Source organism: Phaeodactylibacter luteus (assembly GCF_007993045.1).
Lineage (GTDB): Bacteria > Bacteroidota > Bacteroidia > Chitinophagales > Saprospiraceae > Phaeodactylibacter > Phaeodactylibacter luteus.
The window spans coordinates 39,769-65,353 of sequence record NZ_VOOR01000010.1; the positions used below are offsets into that span (position 1 = coordinate 39,769).

The following is a 25,585-nucleotide window of genomic DNA, read 5'->3' on the forward strand; positions in this document are numbered from 1 at the left end:
CAGACAGGGAGGCCACTGAGACAAGACTCTCTGTGTACCTCCGTGTGCTCCCTGTCTCCTTGGCGATAGCAGTCAGCCCATCACTTAATTCGGCGCACTGAAAGACAACTTCCCGTTGCTGCAATTGACCTCTAGGAATGCCTGGTTGACACTGAAGGATTCGGCATTTTTCAACAACTCTTGGAAGCGCATTTCGAACGTCATTCGGCGCTGGCACAACTTTTTGGTAGAAGCCAGGCCAGAAACGCTGAATGTCCCATCCTCTTTCAGTGCAATGCTGCCGGAATAATCATTACAGCCGCTGTTCCCGCTAACCTGATTTTTACGGATGACCATTGTCAGCCGCTGATCGTTTTCTGGCTCGTAGGTGCGGCCATCATACTCTAGGTCGGAAAGGACCCAGGTTTTTAGCTCCAGAGCAGGGAAAGCAGGCTTGTAAACCTCCTGTTTTTCTTCAGGCTTGCTGGCCGGTCCACTGGCCGGTTGCTGCTTGCCGTTTGCTACAGCACTAGCCTCTGTTGCAGCTGTGCCCTCTTGGGCAGCGCCATCGGCATTCGTTTCCGGTGTGCAGCTCAGCAATCCAGCAATGAGTAAACAGCTTAGTAAAATCCTCATGGTCATTCCGTTTGTGGGGCTTGATGCCCAATGAATTAAATTTGACTATGGTTTGGGACGGACAACCGCCTTCCCGTTGGTTATTGTTTTGCCCTTTTCTTGAGCAGCCCAGACAATTGGGCGAAAGGGATGGTATAGGCTGTGGGGCCGGCAGCATAGGGTGCCGCCTCGTAAGCATTGTAGTGCAGGTGGACCCCCTCTTCTACCAGTACAATATTTTCGGGCAAGAAATAGCCTTCCCCCCAAAAGAAGCCTTCCGCATTCAAGTCGGCCCCTGCGGGCAGCTCTCTGGCTTCCCTAAACCCAGATTCAGCAATATCTGTAAATGCGATAAGGTCTTTGACAAAATCCTCCAGCCTCAGCCGCTCCCCTGTCAATTTATCGAAAGAAGCGAGTGTGGCGAAACTGTTGGGGTGAGCTCCTCCTGTAAACATATACGTCTGCAGTGCAAAAGTAATGACTGCACTGTCTTCCAGCATCACCTCATAGCTCAGCTCAGCTGCCCACTGCTGCGGGAAATCTGTCATATCAGCCATTGCTGTATCGTACTCTGCCAGGAAGGCCTTCCCCATTTCCTCCAAGCTTTGCTGCGATGGGGCAGCACTTGGTGAAATACCAGACAGGGCATTTCGGACGTAAAGGCTGAGCGTATCATTGATCTGCCGGTGGGCAGAGACGGAATCCGGCTCCACAACGGGGTAGACTGCCGAAAAAAGGGCACACCGGTTGCCACCTTCACTACAGGAAGGAGACGACATAGACACGGAATCGGCAACGACGCGGAAAGCGGCGCCCTGGCCAACGGGGAGTGCGCCCTGCTGCACATCGCCCGCAGGCTCATTGCTGCAAGCCCAAATTAAGGGCAACAGCAGCCCGGAAACGTATATCGTACGAGCAAATATTTTAATCATGCTGATTATATTTTTGGGTTCATAGGGCGCTCAATTGACGGTCTGCCCATTGGGGCGCGAAATTACAAAAAAGGAATATGCTATTCCTCTCAAGTTGCACTGCCGTTATAATTTCCGTGGCTTTTTTAGTAGGTCGCCCAAGGTTTTCACACCCCGCTGCTCGAGCCGGAAAAGCAGCTTAAACAACAAAAGGGCGGTCATATAGGCATCACCTGCGGCAGTGTGCCGGTCGCTGGGGGTAATCCCATAAACCTTAAGCAGTTCGTCCAGGCCATAAGGCTTATGGCCCGGGCTGACCCTTTGGGCTAACACTCCGGTATCCAGGACATGATTTTGCAGCTTGCCACCGCCCATTTTTTTCAGCCCAGCCTCGAGCATGGCCAAGTCGAACGCTGCATGATGGGCTACTAAGACCCGGCCTTCACAGTATGCTAAGAACTCCTGTAGTGCTGCTTCTTCCGGCAAATTGCCTATTTTCCTCCCTGGCAAAATCCCATGGACGGCCACGGTGCCGGGCACAGGGGTATACTCTTGTTGCAGCGCATACTCAAACCGGTCTGATACCTCGATCTGCCACTGGCAGGCCCGCACAGCGCCTATGGACAAGATCTGGTCCTTTTGGGGGTCCAGCCCAGTCGTTTCGGTATCAAACACCACGAACTCCACCTCAGATAAAGGCTGCCGCTTAGCGGCCGGGCGCGCTGTTAAAGACCTCAAATAAGCTTCCCAGAAAGGCGGGCCTTCTGGCACGGGAGCTCTCCATTTGTTCAACCAATCCCACATAAGCAAAAGTTTTCATTACCCCATGAGGTTGAGCTGGAACCGAGTCGTCAGCAATGACTGAAGCTCCTTGATCGGGCGGAAGGCATTGCGCAAGTTGATCCGCTCCATCTTGGATAAGTCGGCGGGGTTAAAAAAGCGGCCTGAGCTGCGCTGCCTGAGCCCCTGTAAAGCCCGGTATCGCATTAGGATCTCGTAGGCATCGGCGGCCTGCTCGTAAAGCTCCCGGTTGTTCTGCTCCAAGCTGGCGATATGGTCAAACCGCCGGAAAGTATTATTGATATGGGGCACACGGGCGTGCAAAGCCAACACCCTTGCGGCATCAGCTAAGGGCATCATAGCCCGGGCTTTGATATCGAATTCATTCTTGTGCTCCCCACTGCCCTCTACGACAAAATTCCTGAAAAAGGTCAGGGGCGGCGGGTTCTGCAAGGCATTTTTGGCTAGGAAAGCCATAAAAATCTCCTGATTGTCCAGGGCCTCGAAGATATGGGCGGTCAGGGCTTCCCCCAAATGGCGCATGCCGTACACCGGCCTGAAATCAAAAAAGATAGTACAATACATTACCGCTTTAGGCTCCGGCTTAAAAATCCAATGTGAGAACTGCTGTTCCCACTCTGCAAGGGACAAACACCACTTGGGATTGCTGGCCATCATCTCGCCCGGGCAATAATCGAAGCCCACCTCGTTCAGAGCCGTTGTCGTAAGCCGGGCCAGCTCCAGATAGTACGCCTTCACTTTTTCGTGATCCTCTTCCGGCACATTTTCGAATACCAGGGCATTGTCCTGATCTGTCCGCAACAATTGCTCCCCCCTGCCCTCGCTGCCCAGGGCGAGCCAGCAGTAGCCGGCAGCTGGCGCTTCTTGCCCGCCTTCCTCAAGGGCTGCTTCGGCTAGCTCAAGGCAACGGGCAATGATGGCATCGTTGATTTCCGTCATCACCGTTGAGATAAAAGAGATCGCTACTTCCTGATAAATATACTTCTCCAGCAATTGCTCTGCCCGCTCCCTGATCTCCCTCAATTCGCCGCTCGTCTTGCAGCGCCGCGTCTCCCGGATGAGTATGGCCGGGTTATTGCCCTGCATCACCATTAAATCATGCTCCGACAAAACCCCCACGACGGGGCTACCCGTAGTGCCGTCTTCCGTCAGGCAAAGGTGGTGTATCCGGTGCCTGACCATAGCAATTTGCGCATCTGCCATAGTTACCTCAGCAGGTACCGTCACGACCGGCGAGGACATGATCTCCTCAACCGGCCGTGCCAGGGGCACCTGGCCAGTTGCTATCTTTTTGCGCAGGTCTTTGTCTGTAACGATACCAAGCGGGTGGCGCTCCGGGCTAACGACAATGATAGACCCGACCTCTTCTGCCGACATCACCTCAGCGGCCTGCTGTATGGTAGTCCCAGGCGCACAAGTCACCGGGGCTTTGCTTTTCTCGAGCGGCTGCACCTCGAGCAGGGCATCTGCTGTGCCCCATGCCGGCTGCCCTCCCAAAAAAAGCTGAGGCTTGAGGTCTACGCTATACCTTCGCCCTACACCTGCAGCATAAGTCTGAGCCAGATATAAAGCGACCCCCGGATGGGCATCCAAGATTTGGCGCACCCCATCTACTTTGACTGCATAAACCAGAGACTCCTCCCCTGCCCTTGCGGTGAGCGCGTACGGCTCTGATGCCAGGAGGGGCCTGATGCCGAAGACATCGCCTTCGTCGCATTGTTCTACAAGCAAAGGGCCAGAAGGGGATTCCCGAAAGAGCTGTATAGCACCTTCCCTGACGATAAAAACCGATTGGCCGGGCTGCTCGCCCTGCCGGAACAGCTCTTCTCCAGGACGGACATAGCGCACGGCTGCCTGTTCGGCAATCGGGAGCAAGACATCTTCTGAAAGCAGGCTGAAAGGCGGGTACTGCTTTAAAAAGTCATAAACCCGCCGGGGGATAAGGTTATCCATATGTTATTGGGGCCTAGTTTAAAGAGCAGGCGTTTGGCCATGGCCTGGACCTTCCCGCCCAAGAGCGTGCTTTGAGCAGTTGCATTTTGATAATCAACAACTTATACCCATCTGCTATTCCAGCAGGGGCGGCAGGGCTCTGGCGAAGCCGCTAAATGAAAATCCAGTTAGGAAGCCAGGCTTATAAAGCGTTGATCGGCAATAGGCACGAGCTCCAAACAAGCGCTCTAATGGTTTTGAACCTTTGTAAGATCACCAAATTAAAAGATATTACCAAACGGGGCGGCAAGTGGCATGGGGGGACTAATGCATTAAAAATATAGGATACAATGAATTTGGACGAACTGAAAGCATTGGAAAAGGCTGCCAGGCAGCTCGAGCCCTCCCCTAATCAGCGGGAAGGCTGGAACCGGGCTGTGCATGCCTATTCCCACGCCTTCCTCGACAGCTTGCAGGAAAGAAATGCCTATGACGCCCCTGCTGTGGAAGACGGGCTTTTTGCGGTATACCCGGAAGAAGGGCGCCCCATGGAAGAGCTGTTGGCACAGCTTGAGCAATGGGTGGACCGGCAAGGTATCAACCCGGCTTCGGGCAGGCATTTGGGCTACGTGCCCGGGGGCGGGGTATACGCTACTGCCCTAGGGGATTACCTAGCTGCGGCCACAAACCGCTATGCCGGCATCAACTTTGCCAGCCCCGGGGCGGTGAAAATGGAAAATGAGCTCATCCGCTGGATGTGCAGGCTTGCCGGGTTCCCGCCCAACAGCTTGGGCAACCTGACTTCCGGAGGCTCAATTGCCAACCTGATCGCCATAACGACCGCACGCGACGCCCTTGGGGTAAGGGCTGAACGAGTAAGCAAAAGTGTGATCTACCTGACCCGCCAAGTGCACCATTGTGTACAAAAAGCGCTGCGCATAGCAGGCCTGGCTGAAGCACCGATACGGTACATAGACATGGACAGGCAGTTCAGGATACGGCCGGATGCCCTTGAGCAGCAGATCCGTACAGACCGAGCGGCCGGGCTCACCCCCTTCTTGCTCGTTGCCTCGGCAGGCACAACCGATACTGGAGCAATCGACCCCCTTCAGGATTTAGCCGCTATAGCTCGGGCTGAGGGGATGTGGTACCATGTGGATGCAGCCTACGGGGGCTTTTTCCTGCTTTCCGAAAAACTGCGCCCGCTGCTGCAAGGCATAGCACAAGCCGACAGCATCGTCATGGACCCCCACAAAGGGCTGTTCCTCAGCTACGGCATCGGCGCAGTCCTGATCAAAGACATCAAGGCACAATACCGCAGTTACCACTACCAGGCCAATTATATGCAAGACGCCGCCCTGGAGAGCGGGGAGCCGTCCCCTGCCGACCTTTCCCCGGAGCTCACCAAGCACTTCCGCGGGCTGCGCATGTGGCTGCCCCTGCAACTGCTTGGGGCCCGCCCTTTTAAGGCCGCCATAGAGGAGAAAGCCCTGCTTTGCCGATATTTCTTCCACCGGGCACAAGAGATGGGCTTTGAGACCGGGCCGGAACCCGCACTTTCCATTATGATTTTCAGGCACCCCGGCAGCGAGCAACTGCCTGCTGAGCAAGCCAACCCCGCGCTAATCCGCAAAATTTGGGAAGACGGCCAATTTTTCCTTTCCTCCACCCAAATCGGTGGGGAGTATTGGATACGCCTGGCGGTGCTGAGCTTCAGGACCCACCTGCAAGAGATTGAAGCGCTCCTGCTCAAGCTGCAGCAACTGTGCAAGGAGCTAGGCTTGCCCATTGCCCAAGAAAAAAGATAATCCCAGGGTAAATAGGGGAAGAAAGGCAAATCCTATTATCTTTCAGGGAGCGGAATGAAGGCCTGCGCCTCCGCCTTTTGTGACAAGAAGCGTTGAATAAAGTCTAAGCATAATAAAATGCCATCAGAGGGGCCAGCCCCAAAGGTGCAAGCCCTTGTTAGCCAAGGATCTGCCCGTGATCAGCCTGCGGCCGCAGGCTGATCACGGGCAGACCAGCACTTAGGGCACTGGCATTGTTCTTAGGCCTGGCACTTACAAAGCCAGCTCCGGGAGAAACTAAATTGACATGAAAAACGCACTACTGCTCATCCTTAGCCTAGCGGCCCTGCCCTGCATTGCCCAACAGCAAGAAGGCCGGCCTGCTTATTGCGACGACATACCCGTCATGTATGACAAATCAGCCGCCCGGCCAGCGCTGCCGAAGTTTGCTACGGCCCCGGTGGCCGAATACAAAGTGCAGGTAGCCATCCTCAAGTTCAGCCACCCCAAAGATTACCCTTTCCACCGCAGCCTTGTCGCCCGCTACCGGCCTTGTGAGCAGGTGTGGGTAGTAGAGTCTCGCGAGAGCTTCCGCAAAAGATCTGAGGCAGAAAAGCTGCAGCAAGAGCTCATCGAAATGGGCTACTCTGGGGCTTACCTGATCGAGATTTTGGGCTATGAGTAGCCTAGGGGGTGAACCAAAGTGCCGCAGGCGTTGACGCTGCTTTCCGGGCTTTAGCCTGGCACTAGCCTGGCATTGGCCTAGCGCTGCGAAGGGGTTTAAGAGCTGTTCGGATTTTACCCTTCGGGCTGCGTTCGCTCCAAAAGCAAAATCTGAACAGCTCTAAGCCCGACAGGGCCGAGCGGACAGCGAGCCCCGGAGCATAGCGGCACCTGCCCAATGGCAGGGGCAGGCCCCTATCCTTGCGGAGGGGGCAGGCCCATCACGCGAAGCAAGCTGGGCAGGAAAAAAACGGCAATCTGGTTTGCGCCCCTAGCCCATTAGGTACGCTCTTCCACAGGAGGCTTCCTGCCAAAAGGGTTGCCCTTGCTCCGGTTGAGGTTGAAAGATAGCGAGAAGTAGAACAGACGGGTATCTAAGCCTTCGTAGGGCTTGAAATCGACACCGCTGACTCGTTCTGTATAGGTTTGCTGAAGGAAGTTGTTGAAATAATATTTGAACTGAAGATTGACCCCGGCAGGCAACTGCACCCCGCCAAACACTGAGGGGTTAAGCAGGGCCGTGCGGTCGCTAAACCATTCATTGAATTTGTCCTCTTTTTCACCGTTGATGAAGAGCTTCTCCTTGTAGTTGAAGAAGAGCTCAAGCTCCATCCCCGCATAGACAAAGGCATTGCGGTTGAAGTTTCCGACTTTGAAGCCTGCAGGCACCCCTAGCGCATAGGTCCGCCGCTTGATCTTCACATCATCTCCTAAGCTAATGAGCCCTTCGTGAGCAGCGATCCGGATGCCGTCGTCTTCTGTGATAAAACCAATATTGCGCAGCCCGTAGCCGGTCATTAAGCCGAAGTGGTTGCTAAAATCGAAATGCCACTTTTGGCCGGCGTGGAAAAACGCGCTAAAGCGCATGACATTATTGACGCTTTCCCCGTCAGCATCAATATTGGCAAAGGAGAAAATGAACTCTCCCCCGGAGGTATTGTAAATGTTGGGGTAAGTGATAGAGTCCGATACCTGTGCCCTGACCGTGTGTGCAGCAGTAAGGGAAAAGGACAAAAAGAGGATAGCGAGGTAGGTTTTACGCATGGGTTTTATTTTTCCTGGTTTAACAGAAGGGTTGATCTACTCCGCCTGCAAGCACAGACAGGTGCAGCAAGGGGTGCCGCTTTGCAGCCCACCTTCAACTTAGCACCCTACAATATTACGGATTTTGACGGCTTCTACAGCCTCGACCGCTAAAATTCAGCCCTGGACTGATCAGGAGAGCAACTGATATGCCCCGAGGGCGCTCAGGTAAGCCAAGGCTGTCATAAAGGTAAACTGAATGAGCGGCCATTTCCAACTTTTCGTCTCCCGCTTTACAACCGCGACGGTGCTCATGCACTGCATAGCAAAAACGTAAAACAGCAGCAGCGCCAATGAAGTGGGCAAATCATAGACGGGCCTGCCCGTTACCGGGTCGCGTTCCTGTGCCATACGCTCACGTACAGAGAACTCATCATCGGCAGAGCCTATACTGTAGATGGTAGCCATGGTGCCGACAAAGACTTCGCGGGCTGCGAAAGAAGTAATGATGGCAATGCCCATTTTCCAGTCAAACCCTAAAGGGGCGATCACAGGCTCGATAGACTTGCCCAGCTGGCCTGCGAAAGAAGCTTCTATGCGGCGGGCGGCGATCAGATCATTGGCATCTTTTTCGCTCAGCCCTGATGTTTCTGCCTCTACAACCGCTGCCACTTCTGCCTGCTGCATCTTCCCGGGCATGCCATAGCTCGCTAATAGCCACAAGACAATAGAAATAGCCAAGATGATCCGGCCGGCTTCCCAAACAAAAGCCCTCACCTTTTCCCAAACGGTAATGCCTACATTGCGCATGACCGGAGCGCGGTACTCTGGCAGCTCTAGCATAAGAAAGCTGTGCTCCCGAGTCTGCAGTATCTGCTTAAAAACCCAGGCTGCGCCCAGGGCGGCAATAATGCCCAGCAGATAAAGGCCCATAAAGGCCAGCCCCTGCAGATTGAAAATGCCCAAAACCTGCTGTGGGGGCACTACAAACCCGATAAGGACCGTGTAGACCGGTATCCGTGCTGAGCAACTGATGAACGGCGTGACCAAAATGGTAATGAGCCGCTCCTTCCAATTGCCTATCGTGCGGGTGCTCATGACCGCAGGGATTGCACATGCCCCCCCGGAAACGAGCGCAACAATAGACCGCCCGTTCAGCCCAAAAGACTGCATGAGCTGATCGAACATATAAGCGGCCCTCGCCATATAGCCGACCTCCTCCAACAAAGCAATGAGAAAGAACAGGATGGCGATCTGAGGGATAAAAATGAGGATGCCCCCAAGGCCCGCCAACAGCCCGTCGGTAATGAGGTCAGCCACCCAGCCAGAGGGCAGAGTAGCCCTGACCCACTCCCCTGCCATGCCAAAGCCGGCATCGATGAGGTCCATAGGGTAGCTAGCCCAGGCAAAAATGGCCTGGAAAACCAAAAGCATGAGGCCAAAGAAAACAACAGGCCCCCAGAAACGGTGGGTAAGCACTTGGTCTAGCCTTGAAGTCAGCGCACTATCCGCTGCCTTGGGCTCGGAAATATGCTTCTTGACCAGCGGCACGAAACGGTCGAAGCGCTGCATCGTCTCCTCCACCTGTGCACGGAGCGGCACAAAGCCTGCTTCTTCTGCCAGGCTGCCCAGCAATTGCTGCTGTGCCCCAGACAGGAAAGGCAGCCATTCGCGGTGGTGGGCAATCAGCAGCCCCTGGTAAGTATTGGCTCCCGGTACGATCTCTGCCGCAGCACGGGCCAGGTTTAGGTGCGGCTCAGGCATACGGTAAAAAGGTGAGGCGGCAGCCTGCCCTGCTTCCCCATTAGCCATAGCCCTTATGGCCGCTTTGAGGTGCTCAAGCCCAGCCCCGGTGCGGCCGCTGACCGGGGCAACCGGCACGCCTAGCGCCCCGCTAAGGCCTGCAACATCCACTTGGAGGCCCTGCTCCTCGGCTACGTCCATCATATTGAGGGCCAAAACAACGGGGAGCCCCAAATCCCGGATCTGGGTGAGCAGGAGCAAATGCTTATCTATTTTGGTGACGTCCGCTACGTAGATGATCGCGTCCGGGTAGTTATCATCCTGCGGGTTGGCCAGGGCCTGTACGACAATGCGCTCATCAATAGAGGTTGGGTAAAAACTGTAGGTGCCTGGAAAATCAATGACCTTTATTGGCGGCCCCTCTCCTCTTGGCAGGCTGCCCACTTTTTTGTCAACAGTAACGCCGGGGAAATTGCCGACTTTTTGGCGCAAGCCGGTCAACTGATTGAAAAGGGAGGATTTGCCACAATTGGGGTTGCCAAGGAGAGCTACAGTATAGGTATGCGCCATCGAAATGATTTCCTGCTGTTTAAGTGTAGAAGAGAGCTGGAGCGAAAGGCGCTCCCCGCTGCAAAATTAAGCTAATTTGATTGGCCCTAAAGCATAAAAGCCGCGCCTTAAAAAGCGGGGGCGGCTGCCGTCAGGAAAGAAGGACTCCGGCTGCCTCGCTCTTTCTCAGTGCCACACGAAAGTTGCCAGACGCTACGTAATACGCACCACCAAACGGGGCTTTGCGGACCAACCGAAGGCGGGCACCGGGCAGAATGCCCATAGCAATCAATTTGCTGCCGAGCTGATCGTTCGAAAAACCTGCGATGATGCCCGCCTCTCCTTCCTTAAATGCAGCAAGAGGCTTGGTTTGATTTGTCGTGGCTACCACTATATCCTGATTTTAACTTCTAATGTTTACCTAAAGTTAACTTGTGCAATGGGCTGATTTTTGTAACCCAACTCACTTTCCCTACTTTTTACCTAATCTTAGGTATTGAGACGCTCAGTTGTCCGAAAAATTGAAATCCTCCATTCCTGTTGTCAAGGGGACGCAAAAATCGCAGGCACACAGCCTGCACTTGTAGGAGGCAATGATCTCGGCCGTACGCTGATCTTGGCAAACCCGTGCAGGCAGGCGTACAAACTGGGCGGGGTCTTCTACATCAATATGCATGAGATATACCACATAGTTGCCGTCTTTTTGCACCACATCTGTCTGTACGATGGTATGCGGAGGCAACAGCCCTTCATCACCTTGAGAGCACAAAGCCCCGTCCAATCGTTCTTCGTGGTAGTGCCCCTTTAAAAAGGCTTCCAGCAATCGGCTGTAACCTGCCCCTTTCTCCATAGTTCTTTTCTCCGCTTAGATTATGCTGTTGTGCCCGTCTGCTTGGCAGGCAGCGAAAAGGAAGACAAAAGTAAAGTTAAAAAGTTTTATTTAGACTTCGTCCAGATAAAAATCAGAAGGCTAGCCCGCTAATTTTTACCGGGCCGTGACTTTCGGCAGGCTGTAAATGAAACAGGGGGAGCACAATCGAGCGCCCCCCCTGTTGTTGGGTGGTTTATCGTTCTCCATGGCGAAATTCATGCATTTTGACTTGCTCTCTTTTCCGCTCGCTGCGCCTGCTTGCGCACTGCAGGCAAGTTGAAAAGCTTAGCCGACTCCACCGTGGGGGCTCTTTCCCCCACGCTTTGTGTAGGCTATACTGCGCTTTTTGCCTTGCGAGCGAAAAATCACCTGTGCCAACTTTGCACACCACGTAATAGACGAGGAGCAGAATCCTGCCTTGGAAAACTATATGTTGTGCCCCACAGCTAGAGGCAGGGCGGTGCTGGGTTACTTCGCTGTCACGAGGGTCACCTGCAGGTCAAACTCATCGTAGATGGTCTTGTCGCCGAGGTTGTCGAAAAAGCTGCCAGAGCCGTAGCGGACATTGTACTCAGAGCGGTCAACCACAACCTCCGCTGTCGCTACGTTATTGTTGCCGTCTTCTTTCACGTTGGCCATGAACTTGATCTCTTTCTTGATCCCCTTGATGGTGAGGTCCCCTACGATTTTGTAATCGCCCGGTGTGCCACGGTGTACTACCTGTGTGATCTCAAAAGTAGCTGTCGGGTGGTTGGCAACGCCGAAGAAATCGTCTGACTTCAGGTGGCCTACCAATTTTTGGTTGTACTCGCCCTGCAAGTCGTTGCAAGTGATGGTGGTCATGTCGATTTCAAAAGAGCCGCCAGTCAGCATGCCTTTGCCATCGTATTCCAGCTCGCCTGATTTCAGCTGAATGTTGCCGGTATGAGAGCCAGTCACCTTGTACCCGTTCCACACGATGGTACTTTCCGAAACAGAAACGCTGCGGCGCTCGGGCTGCCCGTTGTTTGATGGGTTGGTAAAGCTCATGCTCAGCGTGGCCATAGCAGCCAGCATCATGGTGAAGATTGATACCTTTTTCATAAGTTGAATTTGATTTTTTGTGAATTCCGGATAATAACGCCAAAAGCGCCAATAATGTTTAAACAACGATGCAAAGGTAATGGGCTTAATTCAAAGTTGCAACATCGAATTTATTTTTTTTCTCTCCTCCCTTTCGTAGATTTACCCCCCCTGCCAATAAAACCCTGCGTGCTGCGGGCCCGTTCTGCCCCCTAAGCGCGGTTAACCACTAAACCGTATCCATGAAAATCCTCATCATCGGCGGCGGCAATATGGGCCTGACCTACGCCCAAAGTTTCCTCCGCTCCCATATCGCCACCAAAGAGGATATGATGATCCTCGAAAAATCTCCGGAAAAAGCGGCAGAGCTGGCCAAACGGGATATTGGCACCGTTTATGGCAGAGCAGAAGACTGCATGCTCGACTCAGACTTGGTCATTTTGGCCGTAAAGCCGCAGGATTGCGGCGCGCTGTTTGCCAGCCTGCAGCCCCTGATCGACCCACAGCAGGTGTTCCTGTCCATAATGGCCGGCGTAAAAATACAGACCATCCAATCAGCGCTTGGAGCGGGCAAGGTCATTAGGGCTATGCCCAACCTGCCGGCACAAATCGGCATGGGCATGACCGCGTTCACCTCTTCCGATGCCGTAACCCGTATCGAGCTCGTCATGGTGCAAAACCTGCTGAATACTACAGGAAAGACCGTATACGTGGAGGAAGAATCTGCAATAGACGCTGCCACGGCCATCAGCGGGAGCGGCCCTGCCTATGTATGGTATTTCATGAAGTCGATGATGGATGCGGCAAGAGGCATGGGCTTCAGCCACTCGGAGGCCGAGCTGCTCGTCAGTCAGACCTTCAGAGGGGCTATAGAGCTGTTCAACAAAACGGATTTCACCTGCGAGGAGTGGATCGAAAAGGTCTGTTCTAAAGGCGGGACTACGGAAGCTGCGCTCGCTTCTTACCGCAAAGACAAAGTAGGGGACGATATCGTTTCGGGCGCCCAAGCTGCTTTTGACCGGGCAGTGGAACTCGGCAAAGGGCAAGGCTGATAGGCACAAACCCAATTGTCGTTTTTCTGAGGCGCCTGCCCTGCACAATGTGGGGGGCCTGCCCCTGCCATCGGGCAGGTGCCGCTATGCTACGGGGCTCGCTGTCCGCTCGGCCCTGTCGGGCTTGCCACCCCTTCGCAGCGCTAGGCCAATGCCAGGCTAGTGCCTTAAGCCATAAATCTCTGATACTTAAGTTGAAGTTATTTGCCGGCTAATCAAGGCGAAGGTTCGCGACTTTAGCCCGAGCTAAAGGAGCGGTTCTTTAACGAAGAGTAGGCGGAAAAGAACGAAACTTGGGGTGGCAAGGATTTATGGCTTGAGGCACTAGAGCCCGGAAAGCATCAATGCAAGCGACATTTTAGTTTACGCCCAGGCTGATTTAGCTTCAAAACATTACCAAAAAAGTGTAACTTTATCAGCTATCCAATAATACGAATGCGTTTATGATGGCCGAAGAGACACTGCTCCCCTTCCTTACCCTACTGACTGGGCTGCTGACAGGAGGGCTTATCGGTTGGTTGATTGGCAAAGCACGGCGCGCGCGCGCCCTCAGCCCCGAAGAGATCGCCCAGCAGTACGTCCCTAAGCCTGTTTATGACCAATTGGAGCGGCAAGCTGACCTGGCGAAGGAGGACAACCATGAAAAAGAGGCCGAAATCCGCTTGATGGAAAGCCGGATCGCCAAGCAGGAGCAGGTGATCCTCAATATGTCCGGGCAGATGGAACAACAAATGCAGGAGGCCCGGCAACAGGGGGAGCGCTTGCAGCTGCAGTTCGAAAAACTGGCCAACGATATACTGGAAGAAAAGGCTTCCCGGTTCACCCAACAGAACCAACAGCAGCTCCAACAACTGCTGAGCCCCTTGCAAGAGCATATACAGCGCTTTGAGGAAGGCGTAGCCCGGCGCTTTATTGAAGAGACCCGTGACCGTGCAGGGCTCCGCAAAGAAATCGAACAGCTCCAAAAGCTGAATCAGCAGCTGAGCGCAGATGCCAACAGCCTCGTGGCAGCCCTGAAAGGCGACAACAAAATCCAAGGCAACTGGGGAGAGATGCAGCTGCAGCGCCTGCTCGAAGCTGCAGGGCTCCAAAAGAATTACCACTTTTCTGCTCAGCCTTCTTTCCGTGATGAGGATGGGCGGCTCAAACAACCCGACTTCATCATCCACCTGCCAGAAAAAAAGACGCTCATCGTCGATTCAAAAGTCTCTCTGGTAGCCTATGAAAAGTACCACAATACCGATGATGGCCATAAACGGGATCAGGCCCTGAAAGCCCACATCGAAAGCCTGCGGCAGCACATCCGTGGGCTGAGCGGGAAAAACTATACAGGCTTATACCAAATCCACACCCCTGACTATCTGCTGCTCTATGTCCCGATTGAGCCAGCGCTTTCCCTAGCGCTTCAGGAAGCCCCACAGCTGTTCACCGAAGCATTGGAAGCTAATGTCGTGCTCGTCAGCAATTCTACCCTGCTCGCTACTATGCGCACGGTGAGCTACATCTGGCAGCAGGAAAAACAGAAGCGCAACGTGCTAGAGATTGCCCGGCAGAGCGGGCTGCTGTACGATAAGTTTTGTGCCTTTGCCGAAGACCTTAAAGAAATCGGGCAGCGGTTGGATCAAGCACAGGGCGCTTACCACGGTGCCCTCAACAAGCTTTCGGACAGCAAAAAGTTTGGCGACACCTTGGTCGGCCGGGCAGAGCGCATCCGCATATTGGGGGCGAAAGCCAGCAAACAGCTCCCGGAAGAGCTCTTGCAGGAGCGGCTGCCTGAAGAAGATGACGCCCCCTAACCTTTGCCTAAGCTGGGAAAAGCGAGCAAACTGAACGCCCGCTGCACTCCTCCTATATCCGCCTGTAATTCGCTTCTGCGGCATGCGGCCAAAGGTAAATCCGTTTAGTCTTGTAGTTGATAGAAAAACGGTACTTACCCAGGAAAGGGAGCCCCAGCAAACCTTGTATGCCAAATGAGTCTGCACGGCCAAGGTCGCCAAAGACAAAGGTTACCCTTTCAAAGGCAGATCTGTCCAACTGCAGCCCGCAGACCGGCGCGATAGTCATATAGGCTTCTTCCTGATTCAGCCCCCGCATCCATTTCCTTGACCGCTCCCCAAGATGGGCAGCTGAAAATACAGTGAGCATCTCCTCCGACATCAAGTTGCGGCTGCCCCCAACATCTACACCGATCGAAAGGCGTTTTTTGCCCACCTTGGCCTTGATGACCGGCAGCCCGGCTTTCAGCCGGAACCGGAACTCGTGAACCGGTGTGCGCTGCAAGTGTAGCCAATCCTCATCCGCATCGTAGAGCATCAGTACTTGGTTGGCCATATCGAAAAGCACTTCGTGCTGCTCAAGCACATCCAAGCCAATGACGCCCATCAGCTCCGTAGCGGAAGTGCGCTCCAGCGTACGCACATCCATGGCCACGGCGGTCAGGTTCCGCCGTTCTATGCCCGCCCAGGTAAAATGCCCAACCTCCACGGGAAGGCCTTTCAGGGCAGCCCCCATAGCCACATGAGGGAGGCGCTTCAGGTTTTCCACTTTCTTGGGGTTGACAACGGTATGCGGGAAGCCCGTGTCAAAAACAAAACTTCCGGAATCCCCATTGATCGCTGCCTGCACGATCACCAGCCCGCTCCTTAGCTCAAAAGGGACCTTGCGGACCTCATCCGCTCCAAAAACCACACTACACCCGAATGCCCAAAGCAGGGCAACTGAAATCAAATTCTTCATCTTCCTCTTATATTGGGGCACAGCAACTTACGTGCTGTTAAAGTGATGCAATTAGCCCGGGGGTGCCGCGGGGCGTTGCATACACTGCTTTACCCCAATACCGCATCCCCGGGCCTTACCGTGCCTACCGGCTCCGTTTCGCCCGGCATTAAACTTTGCGTTTCCATCGCTTCATTTTAATCGCCCAATCCGCAGGCGGTTAATTTTGAATTAATACAAAGTTAACATTCAATTAACATAAACCTAATAAGAGGCGGAAAAGTTTACTGGCCTCAAGGGCAAAAGTGGCGCATGCCAAAAGGCAGTACGGTGCAGCCCTCTCAGCACAGTAGCCTGAAAAAAACAAAAGCCTTGCCCCGGTAGCGGATACCGTTGGCAAGGCTTCTTGTGCGAGCGTGGGCAGGATCTTACCCCTTCAGCTCAGCGTAGAAATCATGGAAATAAGGGATGGTCTCTATCCCTTTGTAATAATTGAACAGCCCATAGTGCTCGTTGGGCGAATGTATCGCATCGCTGTTCAGCCCGAAGCCCATCAGCACGCTCTTGGCATTCAGCACCTCCTCGAAAAGGGCAACGATGGGGATGCTGCCCCCTTCCCGGGTAGGGATGGGCGTTTTGCCGAAGCTCTTTTCCATGGCCTTGGAGGCGGCCATGTACTCGGGGGTATCTGTAGGGGTGACCGCCGGCTCGCCGCCGTGGTGGGGCTTCACCTTCACCTTAACGGAAGCCGGGGCAATGCGCTCAAAATGTTCCTGGAAAAGCCGGGTAATGACTTCTGGCCGCTGATTGGGCACCAGGCGCATACTGATTTTGGCACTGGCTTTGCTCGGCAGTACCGTCTTTGCGCCTTCCCCTATATAACCGCCCCATATCCCATTGACATCAAGGGTGGGGCGGATAGAGACCCGCTCAAGCGTGCTGTAGCCTTTTTCCCCCTGCACATCGCCGATATCGAGGTCTTCCTTGTACTGGTCAAGGCTGAACGGCGCTTCATTGAGCTTCTCGCGCTCTGCCGCCGTCAGCTCTACCACCTCATCGTAGAAGCCTGGGATGGTGATGTGCTTGTCTGCATCCATCAGGCTGCTGATCATATCGCAAAGGACATTGATAGGGTTGGCTACGCCACCGCCGTATACCCCGGAGTGGAGGTCGCGGTTGGGGCCTACGACTTCTACCTCCAGGTAGCTCATCCCCCTGAGGCCTACCGTGATGGAAGGCACTTCATTGTCGATGATAGAGGTATCTGAGATCAGGATGGTATCACAAGACAGTTTTTCCTGGTTCTCCCGGCAGAAGATGCCCAGGTTGGCCGAGCCGACCTCTTCCTCCCCTTCTATCATAAACTTCACGTTGCAGGGCAGGCTGCCGGTAGCGGCCATGGCCTCGAAAGCCTTGACATGCATGTAAAACTGCCCTTTGTCGTCGCACGCCCCCCGAGCAAAAATAGCGCCATCAGGGTGTTTGGCCGTTGGCTTCACTACAGGCTCAAACGGTGGGGACTCCCACAGCTCTAGCGGGTCGGGCGGCTGCACATCATAGTGCCCATAGACGAGCACTGTTGGCTTGGCCGGGTCCACGATTTTCTCCGCATAGACGATAGGGTAACCCGCAGTCGGGCAGATTTCCACATGATCTGCACCGGCATCCCTAAGGCGCTCGGCCACAAAATCTGCCGTGCGCAGGACATCGGCCTTGTAGGCAGGGTCAGCGCTCACGGAAGGGATACGAAGTAGCTCGAGCAGCTCTTCCAAGAACCGATCCTTGTGGGCTTCAATATATTGCTGTACGCTTTGCATGGTACTTATTTGGTTTTGAAAGCGCCTAAAGTACGGAAAAGCTGTCTTTTTGCCGCATCGTTGCAGACAAAGTAGGCTGCCCCCATACTGCCCGGAGCACCGGCAAGAGGCTAGCCCAGCAGCTGTTTGGGCAGGGCAGCGGGCTAGCGCTGCGGAGGGGTTTAAGAGCTGTTCGGATTTTACCCTTCGGGCTGCTCTTGCCAAATTTTGTCCTGCTCTTCGTTGTTTTTCGGTCACGTAGCTAGGCTATTGGATTCAAGAATGGGGCCCTTTTATCCCATTCTTGAATATAAAACGCCTCGATCAGGGCAAAATTTGGCTGCGTTCGCTCCAAAAGCAAAATCTGAACAGCTCTAAGCCCGTCAGGGCCGAGCGGACAGCGAGCCCCGCAGCATAGCGACGCCTGCCGCTAGGCAGGGGGAGGCCCCAAATACAGGTATCTGAAAGGGCTTTGGAAGATGGCTGCACCCAAGCCGGCCAGTGCATCAACCTTTTTCCGGGCGTTTTTTGGGCAGGGTAGCAGAAAGCAGGAAGTAACCGCAAGTACCGGCTACAGCAGACCCAATCAGGATGCCCAGCTTGGCTTGTGCCAGCAAGGCTGCATCCTGCAGCGCCAGGTTGGCAATGAACAAAGCCATGGTGAACCCAATGCCGCCCAGCAGCCCCAGCCCGATCAGGTGCGCCCAGCGGAATGCAGGGGGCAAGGTGGCTATGCCCAGCTTCACGCCTGCCCAAGAAAACAAGAAGATACCGGATACCTTGCCGGCTACCAGAGCTAGGGCGATGTGCGCCAACAAGGGCTCGCCCAGCAACGCTGGCCCGCCTCTGAGGACTATGCCCGCATTGGCCAGGGCGAAGAGGGGCATCACAAAAAAGGCCACAAAGTCGCTGAGCTGATACTCCAGCCGCTGAAGGGGAGGCTGTACAGACCGGACCGTGCGGCGGATATGCCGGATCCGGTGCAGCTCTTCCTCAGGGATAAACGGGCCGCCCTCTTCTGCTGCTTCCATCCGGAAGTTGTCAAGGAACTCTTCTATCGTGCCAGCGAAACGGCGGGCACGCATACGGTTGTGGGCTGGCACCGACATCGCAACGAGCACGCCTGCAATAGTGGGGTGAATGCCCGACTTGAACATATAGTACCAGACGAAGAGCCCCCCTACCAGATAGACCCAGTTGCGCTTTACACTGAGCACATAATTGCAGAGGAAGAGGAAGCCCAGCACGCCCACGGAGGTGAGCAGCGGCTGCAAGTGTACCTCATGGGAGTAGAAAAGTGTGATGACCAGTATGGCGCCGAGGTCGTCTACTATCGCAAAAGCCGTCAGGAAGATCTTCATGCTCAGTGGCACGCGGCTGCCCAGCAGCGCGAGTATCCCGATGGAGAAGGCGATATCGGTGGCCATCGGGATGCCCCACCCCTCTGCGCCCACCCCGTTGCCATTGAGCAGGAAGAACAGGCCCACCGGTGCAAGCATACCGCCGACTGCAGCAAGGAGGGGGAGCGCAGCCTGTGCGGGGCTCGACAGTTCACCATCCAGCACTTCCTTTTTGATCTCAAGCCCGATAGCGAAGAAGAAAATAGCCATTAGGCCGTCGTTGACCCAAAGCAGCAGGGGCTTGGTGAATGCTTCTGTGCCTATGGCTATGGATACCGGCGTTTCCCAGAGCCCGAAGTAGGATGGCGCCAAGGGAGAGTTGGCCCAAGCTAAAGCGATCAGGGTGCTGATGATGAGCAAAACGCCGCTGGAAGACTCTTGGCGGATAATCTGGCGGAAAGGGCGGGTGATTTTGTGGATCAGTGGTGCAGGTTCGTTCATATAAATTGGGCGTAAAACATTGATTTTTAGGCTGAAAGAATTTTCTCCCACCATAAAACAAGCCCCTGCCCGCTCATGTTCTCCCTGGTGTGCACAGGTTCCCCCTGCCGGCAACCCTCACCACACCCCAAGCCTGAGTATCGTTCTGCCCTACAGCAGTGCCCTACCCTGCTGCGCCGGAAGGCGCAGCAGCCTCTTCCATACTTTTGTAATACACCCTTGAGCCCGGAGCAACGCTCTTGGTGATCCAAACATTGCCGCCAATGATGCTGCCCGAGCCGATGACCGTTTCCCCGCCCAGGATAGTCGCGCCAGAGTAAATGACCACATTGTCCTCTATCGTCGGGTGCCGCTTGGTCTTGGCGTATTCTTTCCGGACACTGAGCGCACCGAGGGTCACCCCTTGATAAATTTTCACATCATTGCCGATCTCTACCGTTTCGCCTATCACTATGCCAGTGCCATGATCAATGCAGAAGCGGTCTCCGATGGTCGCACCGGGATGGATATCCACGCCGGTAAGCCCGTGCACATGCTCTGTCAGGACACGGGGGATGAGGGGCACGCCGAGCCGGTGGAAGGTGTTCGCCAGGCGGAACACCGCTATGGCCCGGAACCCTGGGTAGGTACGGATCACCTCCGTTTGGCTCACTGCAGCGGGGTCGCCTTTCAATATCGCCTCTGCATCCATGCGCAGGCGCTCATAGTTGAGCGGCAGCTCTTCCAGAAAGGCTTCTTCCAGCTCACGGGCGCTGCCAGGCAGCATATCCTCTATGGTCTCCAGCAGCGTGTACAGCTCTAGCTTGAGCTGCTGATAATACTGCGCCAGCTCCCGTTCGTTCCGGTACCGGTGGTTAGAGAGCTCCGGGAACATGACAGACAACAGGCCGTTCAGCCAGTTGCACACCTCGCTGGGAGATGGGATTTTACGCGAATCCTTATGCGATTTGAACAAACGTTCGATAAATTGCTGCTCATCCATAATTGTGGTAGTCTGTGTTCGGTTCGTGGCAAGGCCCGCAAGGCGGGTGCCCTGTTATCAATTGCATTTACTGCCCAAAAGTTTGGAAGCAGCTCCATATTTGAGCGAAAAGGCCGGAGGCTATGCTTTGGGGCCTCCCCCTGCCTAGCGGCAGGCGTCGCTATGCTGCGGGGCTCGCTGTCCGCTCGGCCCTGACGGGCTTGCCACCCCTCCGCAGCGCTAGCCCGCTGCCCTGCCCAAAACCAATAAGGCCCAATTGGGCATTGCCGCCAGAGCCTGACACCTATCAGAGGCGCAGCTGACAAAAGTCACCGCCGGGGGGAGCTCAGCTCTATAGCTTTGTGCCCGTAGTACTGGCTTATTTATCCGACATCGCAAACTGACCAAACCTATGCCTGCTGCCACAACAAAATTAGAGGCTGAGCCAAGAAGCGCAGACACGCCAACGGCCTGCACCCACTGCGGGGAGCCCTGCGGCCACACCGACATCCAATTCGAGGGCCATCACTTCTGCTGTGAAGGCTGTAAGACCGTTTATACCATACTCAATGAGAATGGCATGTGCCGGTATTACGACATCGATGAAAAAGCCGGCTTCAACCTCAAAGGGAAAAAGTCGGCCACTTGGGCTTTCCTCGATGACGAAGCGGTCAGGGAGAAGCTGATCGACTTCAGGGACGGGGAGCAGGCCCGGGCCACTTTTTACATCCCCGCCATTCACTGCGCCTCCTGCCTTTGGCTGCTGGAGAACCTCTACAAGTTCAACCCTGCCATACTTGCGAGCAAGGTCAACTTTGTCAGCAAGGAAGTCTTCATTCATTTCCGCGAAAGCGAGATGAGCCTGAGGCAGGTGGTAGAGCTGCTCGACAGCATCGCTTACACCCCTGCCATCAACCTCAGCAACCTCGATGGGGGCGAAAAGCCTGTGGTAGACCGTAGCTTTTACTACAAGTTTGGGGTGGCCGGCTTTGCCTTTGGCAACATCATGCTGCTCAGTTTTCCGGAATACCTGGGGCTGGACAAAGCCTTAGAAGGCGACTTTTTCCAACTGTTCGGCTACCTGAACCTGCTACTGGCCCTCCCCTTGGTCTTTTACTCGGGCAAAGACTACCTGCTCTCTGCCTGGTCTGGGCTGAGGAAGGGCAACCTCAATATTGACGTCCCTATCGCCCTTGGCGTACTGACCCTCTTTGGGCGCTCGGCTTTTGAGATCCTTACCCACAGCGGCCCAGGGTACCTGGACAGCCTAGCCGGGCTGGTCTTTTTCCTGCTTGCAGGCAAATGGTTTCAGCAGCGCACCTACCACAACATCTCTTTTGAGCGGGACTACAAATCTTATTTCCCGATTGCCGCCCACCGCCTTGACGGGGAAGGGGCGACAGAAAACGTAACACTAGACAAACTAGAGCCCGGAGACCACATCCGCGTTGGGCATGGGGAGCTCATCCCGGCAGACGGCATCCTCATCAGTGGAGAGAGCGCCATCGACTACAGCTTTGTCACGGGCGAGTCCGACCCCGTCTCCCCTGCTTCTGGGGACAAAGTCTACGCCGGCGGCCGGCAAACCGGGCCTGTGCTAGAGATTGCCCTTACCCGGCGGGTATCGCAAAGCTACCTCACCCAGCTCTGGAACGACGAGGCCTTTACCAAGAGCCAGGACTCCCCCACTACCGAACTCGCCAACCGGGTAGGCAAATACTTCACCATTGCGATATTGCTGATCGGGGCGGGCACTTTATTTTACTGGCTGCCAAAAGACACCGGCATGGCGGTCAATGCTTTCACAGCCGTGCTCATCATTGCGTGCCCTTGCGCTGTGGCCCTCGCAGTGCCCTTTATCTTTGGCAATGCGCTGCGCGTACTCGCCCGCCACCGCTTTTTCCTCAAGAATGCAGCAGTCATCGAGCGCATGGCACAGGCCACAGCAGTGGTCTTTGACAAAACCGGCACCCTTACGGAAAGGGGGAACGGGCACATCACCTTCCACGGAGCGCCGCTTACCCCCACAGAAGCTGGCTGGGCAGCAGCAGCAGCGGCCCCTTCCAGCCACCCCGTAAGCCAGCAGATACAGCAGCTGTGGGGAGCCAAGCAGCCGGCTGGGCTGTCAGGCTGGGAAGAAGTGACCGGGCAGGGGGTGAAAGGCTGGGCAGACGGCCACGAGATACGGATCGGGAAACCTGCCTTTGCCGTGCGCGGCACATCGGCAGGCACCGGCACCTGGCTTTCCATTGATGGCGAATACCGCGGCCACTTCATCTCCCACAACCGTTTCCGGCAAGGGCTGAGCCAGGTCATCGAGTTCTTCAAGCAAAAAGCGGAAATCTACCTGCTTTCAGGCGACAACGACCGAGAAAGGGCGCACCTTGCGCCCCTCTTCCCAGAAGCTGCGCTCCACTTCCATCAAGCCCCCAAAGATAAGCTCTCCTTTGTCAAGCAGCTGCAGGACGAAGGGCAGCAGGTGCTGATGCTGGGCGACGGGCTCAACGACGCCGGAGCACTGAAACAGAGCGAAGCGGGCATTGTCCTCACAGAGGATACCAACAATTTCACCCCGGCCTGCGATGGCATACTAGACGCCAAAGCATTCCAGCAACTGCCTGTTTTTACCACATTTGCACGGAAAAGCATCCGCCTAGTGTACTATGCCTATGCGTTCGCGCTAGTCTACAATACCATAGGGCTGAGCTTTGCAGTACAGGGCGCCCTCTCCCCTATCGTTGCGGCCATACTGATGCCGCTCAGCTCCATCAGCATAGTGCTCTTCGGCACCCTGTCCAGCAATTGGACCGCACACCGGATGGGGCTCTAAGGGTATTGTTAACATTTTTTTAATGCAGGTATCCGGACCCCGGTAGACAGAAGGGTTAACTTTGAGCGCGCCTTGCAGATTATCGGGCCATATTTCCCCCGATTATTGCTTATGTTATAGGCACAGCGGCTTTAATGACTAACCTACACAACCTCATGGAGAGCGCTAAAATCCTCATCGTTGACGATGAACCGGATATCCTCGATTTTTTAAAGTACAACCTGCTCAAAGAGGGTTTTGAAGTCTACACCGCACCCAATGGTGAAGAAGGCATAAAAACTGCAGAACAGGAGCGCCCGGACCTGATCATTTTGGACATCATGATGCCCAAAATGGATGGCGTGGAAGTTTGCCGGCAGCTGCGCAGCCGCCCGGGCTTCGAACGCACCCTTATCACCTTCCTTACGGCACGGGAAGAGGATTACTCCCAAATCGCAGCTCTTGAAGTGGGCGGTGATGACTACATCACCAAGCCTATCCGCCCCCGGGTGTTCATCAGCCGGATCAAAGCCCTCCTCCGGCGGTCAGAACGCACCGTAGAAGAAGAATCGCCCAATACCGTTCAAGTGGGGGACTTGCTCATTGACCGGGACCGGGTATCAGTGACCAAAGGGGATGTGGTGATCGAGCTGGCCAAAAAAGAGTTTGAGCTGCTTTACCTTCTGGTGTCCAAGCCGGGCAAGGTCTTCTCCAGAGAAGAAATATTCAATAAGGTTTGGGGCACCGATGTCATCGTAGGCAACCGGACTATAGACGTGCATATCCGCAAGCTGCGCGAAAAGATCGGCGACCACTACATCAAGACGATTAAAGGTATAGGCTACAAATTTGAGTTTTGATGCTCCGCCTGCTTGTGCCTACCTCTCCTATGCGGTCTGCACGCCAAGGTTCCAATTGTTGGCATGGCCTGCTGACGGGCTTGCACTGATTCTTATACCTGACAAATAGCGCTGATGGGGCAGGCTTTTCCATAAATGCGCTTTCCTATTCTGATCATATGTTAAAGAACCCGACACCCCAGCATATCGCCCAAGTCGTTGCCCTCTACATCACAGGCAGCGCTGTAATCGTATGGCTCGGCATTGAATGGCTGCGCACTATGGTCCTTTTCCCTTGGGGCGTGGCCACCATCGTGATGTGCATAGCCATCTTCACTGCGGCCTATTTCACTACCATTTATTACCTGCGGAAGTATATTTACCGCAAAATCAAGCTCATTTACAAAACCATCCACAAGCACAAACTGACCTCCCAGGAAAAGACCAAGCAGATCGATGTGACGGTGAACATCATCGATGAAATGGAGAAGCAGGTCGCAGAATGGGCTGAAAAGCAGCAGGAAGAGCTCGATAAATATAAAGCGTGGGCTGAGTACCGCCGCAATTTTGTAGGCGATATCTCTCATGAGCTCAAGACGCCTATCTTCAATATACAGGGCTACCTTCACACCCTCCTCGACGGCGCCCTGGAAGATGAGCAAGTCAATCGGACATTCCTGACCAAGGCAGCTAAGAACCTTGAACGGCTGCACACAATCGTGGAAGACTTAGAGGCCATTTCACGCCTGGAGTCGGGGGCGCTCATGCTGGAGATCCAAACCTTTGATATCCGGGAACTGACAGAAGAGGTGTTTGAAGACTTGGAGTTCAAGGCGGAACAACGGAATATCCGGCTAGAGCTTAAAGATGGAGCTGCACAGGGCTTCAAAGTCCAAGCCGACCGGGAGAGCATACGGCAGGTGCTCACCAACCTCGTCCACAATTCCATAAAATACGGGAAGGAGAATGGCCGTACCCGGGTGGGCTTTTATGATATGGACAGCAACATCTTGATCGAAATTGCGGACAATGGGCTGGGCATACCCAAAAAACACATCAACCACGTTTTCGACCGCTTTTACCGCGTGGATAAAAGCCGCTCAAGGGAGCGGGGCGGGTCGGGCCTTGGCCTGTCTATCGTCAAGCACATCATCGAAGCGCACAAGCAAACCATCAATGTGCGCAGCGCCCCTCAGCTGGGGTCAACTTTTGGGTTTACCCTGAAAAAATCAAAGGGGGACTAGGCACTGGGCTGAATGCTGTGGCATAGGCCCTTGGACCCTGGATTTTCAGGATATCGCATTTCGAGGGCATTGGGGTTGGTGCCCAAACCAGATGGCCGCTTTTTGGGGCTTGCCCCTGCACCCTCCACAAGGATAGGGGCCTGCCCCTGCCGTGAAGGCAGGTGCCGCTATGCTACGGAGCTCGCTATCCGCTCGGCCCCTCGCCCTACAGGCGTCGGGTCTGGCCTTCGGCCACCCCTTCGCAGCGCTAGGCCAATGCCAGCGTAAAGTCCCGACAGGCTCTCTAAACGACTGCGGTATTGAGGGTTCATGCCCTTGAGATTTTAGCCTCT

General features: G+C 54.7%; 20 protein-coding genes. 7 read left to right on the forward strand and 13 right to left on the reverse strand.

Annotated features, from left to right (window positions below; genetic code table 11):
• Positions 1–84 precede the first annotated feature (84 nt).
• From FRY97_RS06585 to FRY97_RS06600, 4 genes are all read right to left on the reverse strand, one after another.
• Positions 85–615, reverse strand: a complete 531-nt coding sequence (locus FRY97_RS06585) for an META domain-containing protein (RefSeq protein WP_170254529.1) — start codon at positions 613–615, stop codon at positions 85–87.
• An 80-nt stretch (positions 616–695) separates the two neighbouring features.
• The gene (locus FRY97_RS06590) at positions 696–1,526 is read right to left on the reverse strand and encodes a DUF3298 and DUF4163 domain-containing protein (RefSeq protein WP_147166655.1); all 831 of its coding nucleotides are present in this window, start codon (positions 1,524–1,526) and stop codon (positions 696–698) included.
• A gap of 105 nt (positions 1,527–1,631) precedes the next feature.
• Positions 1,632–2,309, reverse strand: a complete 678-nt coding sequence (locus FRY97_RS06595; RefSeq protein WP_147166656.1) for a 3'-5' exonuclease — start codon at positions 2,307–2,309, stop codon at positions 1,632–1,634.
• Positions 2,310–2,324: 15 nt separating this feature from the next.
• On the reverse strand, positions 2,325–4,259 hold the full coding sequence (locus FRY97_RS06600) for a DUF294 nucleotidyltransferase-like domain-containing protein (RefSeq protein WP_147166657.1): 1,935 nt from the start codon (positions 4,257–4,259) through the stop codon (positions 2,325–2,327).
• Positions 4,260–4,588: 329 nt separating this feature from the next.
• Here FRY97_RS06600 and FRY97_RS06605 point away from each other — a divergent pair, with 329 nt between their 5' ends.
• Positions 4,589–6,046: a pyridoxal phosphate-dependent decarboxylase family protein gene (locus tag FRY97_RS06605; protein ID WP_147166658.1), complete on the forward strand. Its 1,458-nt coding sequence runs from the start codon at positions 4,589–4,591 to the stop codon at positions 6,044–6,046.
• Between the two features lie 286 nt (positions 6,047–6,332).
• Complete coding sequence (locus FRY97_RS06610; RefSeq protein WP_147166659.1) at positions 6,333–6,710, forward strand: hypothetical protein; 378 nt, start codon at positions 6,333–6,335, stop codon at positions 6,708–6,710.
• 317 nt (positions 6,711–7,027) lie between these two features.
• Here the strand turns inward: FRY97_RS06610 and FRY97_RS06615 are convergent, their stop codons facing one another.
• The 5 genes from FRY97_RS06615 to FRY97_RS06635 all read right to left on the reverse strand — a co-directional run bounded on the left by FRY97_RS06615 (position 7,028) and on the right by FRY97_RS06635 (position 12,017).
• Positions 7,028–7,792, reverse strand: coding sequence for a hypothetical protein (locus FRY97_RS06615; protein WP_147166660.1), 765 nt, complete (start codon positions 7,790–7,792; stop codon positions 7,028–7,030).
• Positions 7,793–7,963: 171 nt separating this feature from the next.
• Complete coding sequence (feoB, locus tag FRY97_RS06620; RefSeq protein ID WP_147166661.1) at positions 7,964–10,084, reverse strand: ferrous iron transport protein B; 2,121 nt, start codon at positions 10,082–10,084, stop codon at positions 7,964–7,966.
• Between the two features lie 130 nt (positions 10,085–10,214).
• Positions 10,215–10,454: a FeoA family protein gene (locus FRY97_RS06625; protein WP_170254530.1), complete on the reverse strand. Its 240-nt coding sequence runs from the start codon at positions 10,452–10,454 to the stop codon at positions 10,215–10,217.
• 114 nt (positions 10,455–10,568) lie between these two features.
• The gene (locus FRY97_RS06630) at positions 10,569–10,913 is read right to left on the reverse strand and encodes a hypothetical protein (protein WP_147166663.1); all 345 of its coding nucleotides are present in this window, start codon (positions 10,911–10,913) and stop codon (positions 10,569–10,571) included.
• 489 nt (positions 10,914–11,402) lie between these two features.
• On the reverse strand, positions 11,403–12,017 hold the full coding sequence (locus tag FRY97_RS06635; RefSeq protein WP_147166664.1) for a YceI family protein: 615 nt from the start codon (positions 12,015–12,017) through the stop codon (positions 11,403–11,405).
• Between the two features lie 221 nt (positions 12,018–12,238).
• On the opposite strand from FRY97_RS06635, the gene proC reads away from it, so the two are divergent.
• On the forward strand, positions 12,239–13,048 hold the full coding sequence (proC, locus tag FRY97_RS06640) for a pyrroline-5-carboxylate reductase (protein WP_147166665.1): 810 nt from the start codon (positions 12,239–12,241) through the stop codon (positions 13,046–13,048).
• A gap of 443 nt (positions 13,049–13,491) precedes the next feature.
• Positions 13,492–14,844, forward strand: coding sequence for a DNA recombination protein RmuC (locus FRY97_RS06645; protein WP_246141607.1), 1,353 nt, complete (start codon positions 13,492–13,494; stop codon positions 14,842–14,844).
• Positions 14,845–14,896: 52 nt separating this feature from the next.
• On the opposite strand, the gene FRY97_RS06650 is transcribed toward FRY97_RS06645, so the two are convergent.
• From FRY97_RS06650 to FRY97_RS06665, 4 genes are all read right to left on the reverse strand, one after another.
• Complete coding sequence (locus FRY97_RS06650) at positions 14,897–15,784, reverse strand: pepsin/retropepsin-like aspartic protease family protein (RefSeq protein ID WP_147166666.1); 888 nt, start codon at positions 15,782–15,784, stop codon at positions 14,897–14,899.
• Between the two features lie 407 nt (positions 15,785–16,191).
• On the reverse strand, positions 16,192–17,580 hold the full coding sequence (locus tag FRY97_RS06655) for a dipeptidase (RefSeq protein ID WP_147166667.1): 1,389 nt from the start codon (positions 17,578–17,580) through the stop codon (positions 16,192–16,194).
• A gap of 485 nt (positions 17,581–18,065) precedes the next feature.
• Complete coding sequence (gene nhaA, locus FRY97_RS06660; RefSeq protein ID WP_147166668.1) at positions 18,066–19,400, reverse strand: Na+/H+ antiporter NhaA; 1,335 nt, start codon at positions 19,398–19,400, stop codon at positions 18,066–18,068.
• Positions 19,401–19,563: 163 nt separating this feature from the next.
• Positions 19,564–20,382, reverse strand: a complete 819-nt coding sequence (locus FRY97_RS06665) for a serine O-acetyltransferase (protein WP_147166669.1) — start codon at positions 20,380–20,382, stop codon at positions 19,564–19,566.
• Between the two features lie 391 nt (positions 20,383–20,773).
• Between FRY97_RS06665 and FRY97_RS06670 the strand changes: the two genes are divergently transcribed.
• From FRY97_RS06670 to FRY97_RS06680, 3 genes are all read left to right on the forward strand, one after another.
• Complete coding sequence (locus tag FRY97_RS06670; protein WP_147166670.1) at positions 20,774–23,191, forward strand: heavy metal translocating P-type ATPase; 2,418 nt, start codon at positions 20,774–20,776, stop codon at positions 23,189–23,191.
• 155 nt (positions 23,192–23,346) lie between these two features.
• A complete protein-coding gene (locus tag FRY97_RS06675) occupies positions 23,347–24,030 on the forward strand; it encodes a response regulator transcription factor (protein ID WP_147166720.1) in 684 nt (227 codons plus the stop codon).
• 158 nt (positions 24,031–24,188) lie between these two features.
• Positions 24,189–25,253 carry a sensor histidine kinase gene (locus FRY97_RS06680; protein ID WP_147166671.1) on the forward strand — a complete coding sequence of 355 codons (1,065 nt, stop codon included), beginning with the start codon at positions 24,189–24,191 and terminating at the stop codon, positions 25,251–25,253.
• Positions 25,254–25,585 lie beyond the last annotated feature (332 nt).

Bases quoted from the DNA above. Each gene is read 5' to 3' on its own strand.
- FRY97_RS06585 (WP_170254529.1), bottom strand. From the start codon at position 615: ATGAGGATTTTACTAAGCTGTTTACTCATTGCTGGATTGCTGAGCTGC.
- FRY97_RS06590 (WP_147166655.1), bottom strand. From the start codon at position 1,526: ATGATTAAAATATTTGCTCGTACGATATACGTTTCCGGGCTGCTGTTG.
- FRY97_RS06595 (WP_147166656.1), bottom strand. From the start codon at position 2,309: ATGTGGGATTGGTTGAACAAATGGAGAGCTCCCGTGCCAGAAGGCCCG.
- FRY97_RS06600 (WP_147166657.1), bottom strand. From the start codon at position 4,259: ATGGATAACCTTATCCCCCGGCGGGTTTATGACTTTTTAAAGCAGTAC.
- FRY97_RS06605 (WP_147166658.1), top strand. From the start codon at position 4,589: ATGAATTTGGACGAACTGAAAGCATTGGAAAAGGCTGCCAGGCAGCTC.
- FRY97_RS06610 (WP_147166659.1), top strand. From the start codon at position 6,333: ATGAAAAACGCACTACTGCTCATCCTTAGCCTAGCGGCCCTGCCCTGC.
- FRY97_RS06615 (WP_147166660.1), bottom strand. From the start codon at position 7,792: ATGCGTAAAACCTACCTCGCTATCCTCTTTTTGTCCTTTTCCCTTACT.
- feoB (WP_147166661.1), bottom strand. From the start codon at position 10,084: ATGGCGCATACCTATACTGTAGCTCTCCTTGGCAACCCCAATTGTGGC.
- FRY97_RS06630 (WP_147166663.1), bottom strand. From the start codon at position 10,913: ATGGAGAAAGGGGCAGGTTACAGCCGATTGCTGGAAGCCTTTTTAAAG.
- FRY97_RS06635 (WP_147166664.1), bottom strand. From the start codon at position 12,017: ATGAAAAAGGTATCAATCTTCACCATGATGCTGGCTGCTATGGCCACG.
- proC (WP_147166665.1), top strand. From the start codon at position 12,239: ATGAAAATCCTCATCATCGGCGGCGGCAATATGGGCCTGACCTACGCC.
- FRY97_RS06645 (WP_246141607.1), top strand. From the start codon at position 13,492: ATGATGGCCGAAGAGACACTGCTCCCCTTCCTTACCCTACTGACTGGG.
- FRY97_RS06650 (WP_147166666.1), bottom strand. From the start codon at position 15,784: ATGAAGAATTTGATTTCAGTTGCCCTGCTTTGGGCATTCGGGTGTAGT.
- FRY97_RS06655 (WP_147166667.1), bottom strand. From the start codon at position 17,580: ATGCAAAGCGTACAGCAATATATTGAAGCCCACAAGGATCGGTTCTTG.
- nhaA (WP_147166668.1), bottom strand. From the start codon at position 19,400: ATGAACGAACCTGCACCACTGATCCACAAAATCACCCGCCCTTTCCGC.
- FRY97_RS06665 (WP_147166669.1), bottom strand. From the start codon at position 20,382: ATGGATGAGCAGCAATTTATCGAACGTTTGTTCAAATCGCATAAGGAT.
- FRY97_RS06670 (WP_147166670.1), top strand. From the start codon at position 20,774: ATGCCTGCTGCCACAACAAAATTAGAGGCTGAGCCAAGAAGCGCAGAC.
- FRY97_RS06675 (WP_147166720.1), top strand. From the start codon at position 23,347: ATGGAGAGCGCTAAAATCCTCATCGTTGACGATGAACCGGATATCCTC.
- FRY97_RS06680 (WP_147166671.1), top strand. From the start codon at position 24,189: ATGTTAAAGAACCCGACACCCCAGCATATCGCCCAAGTCGTTGCCCTC.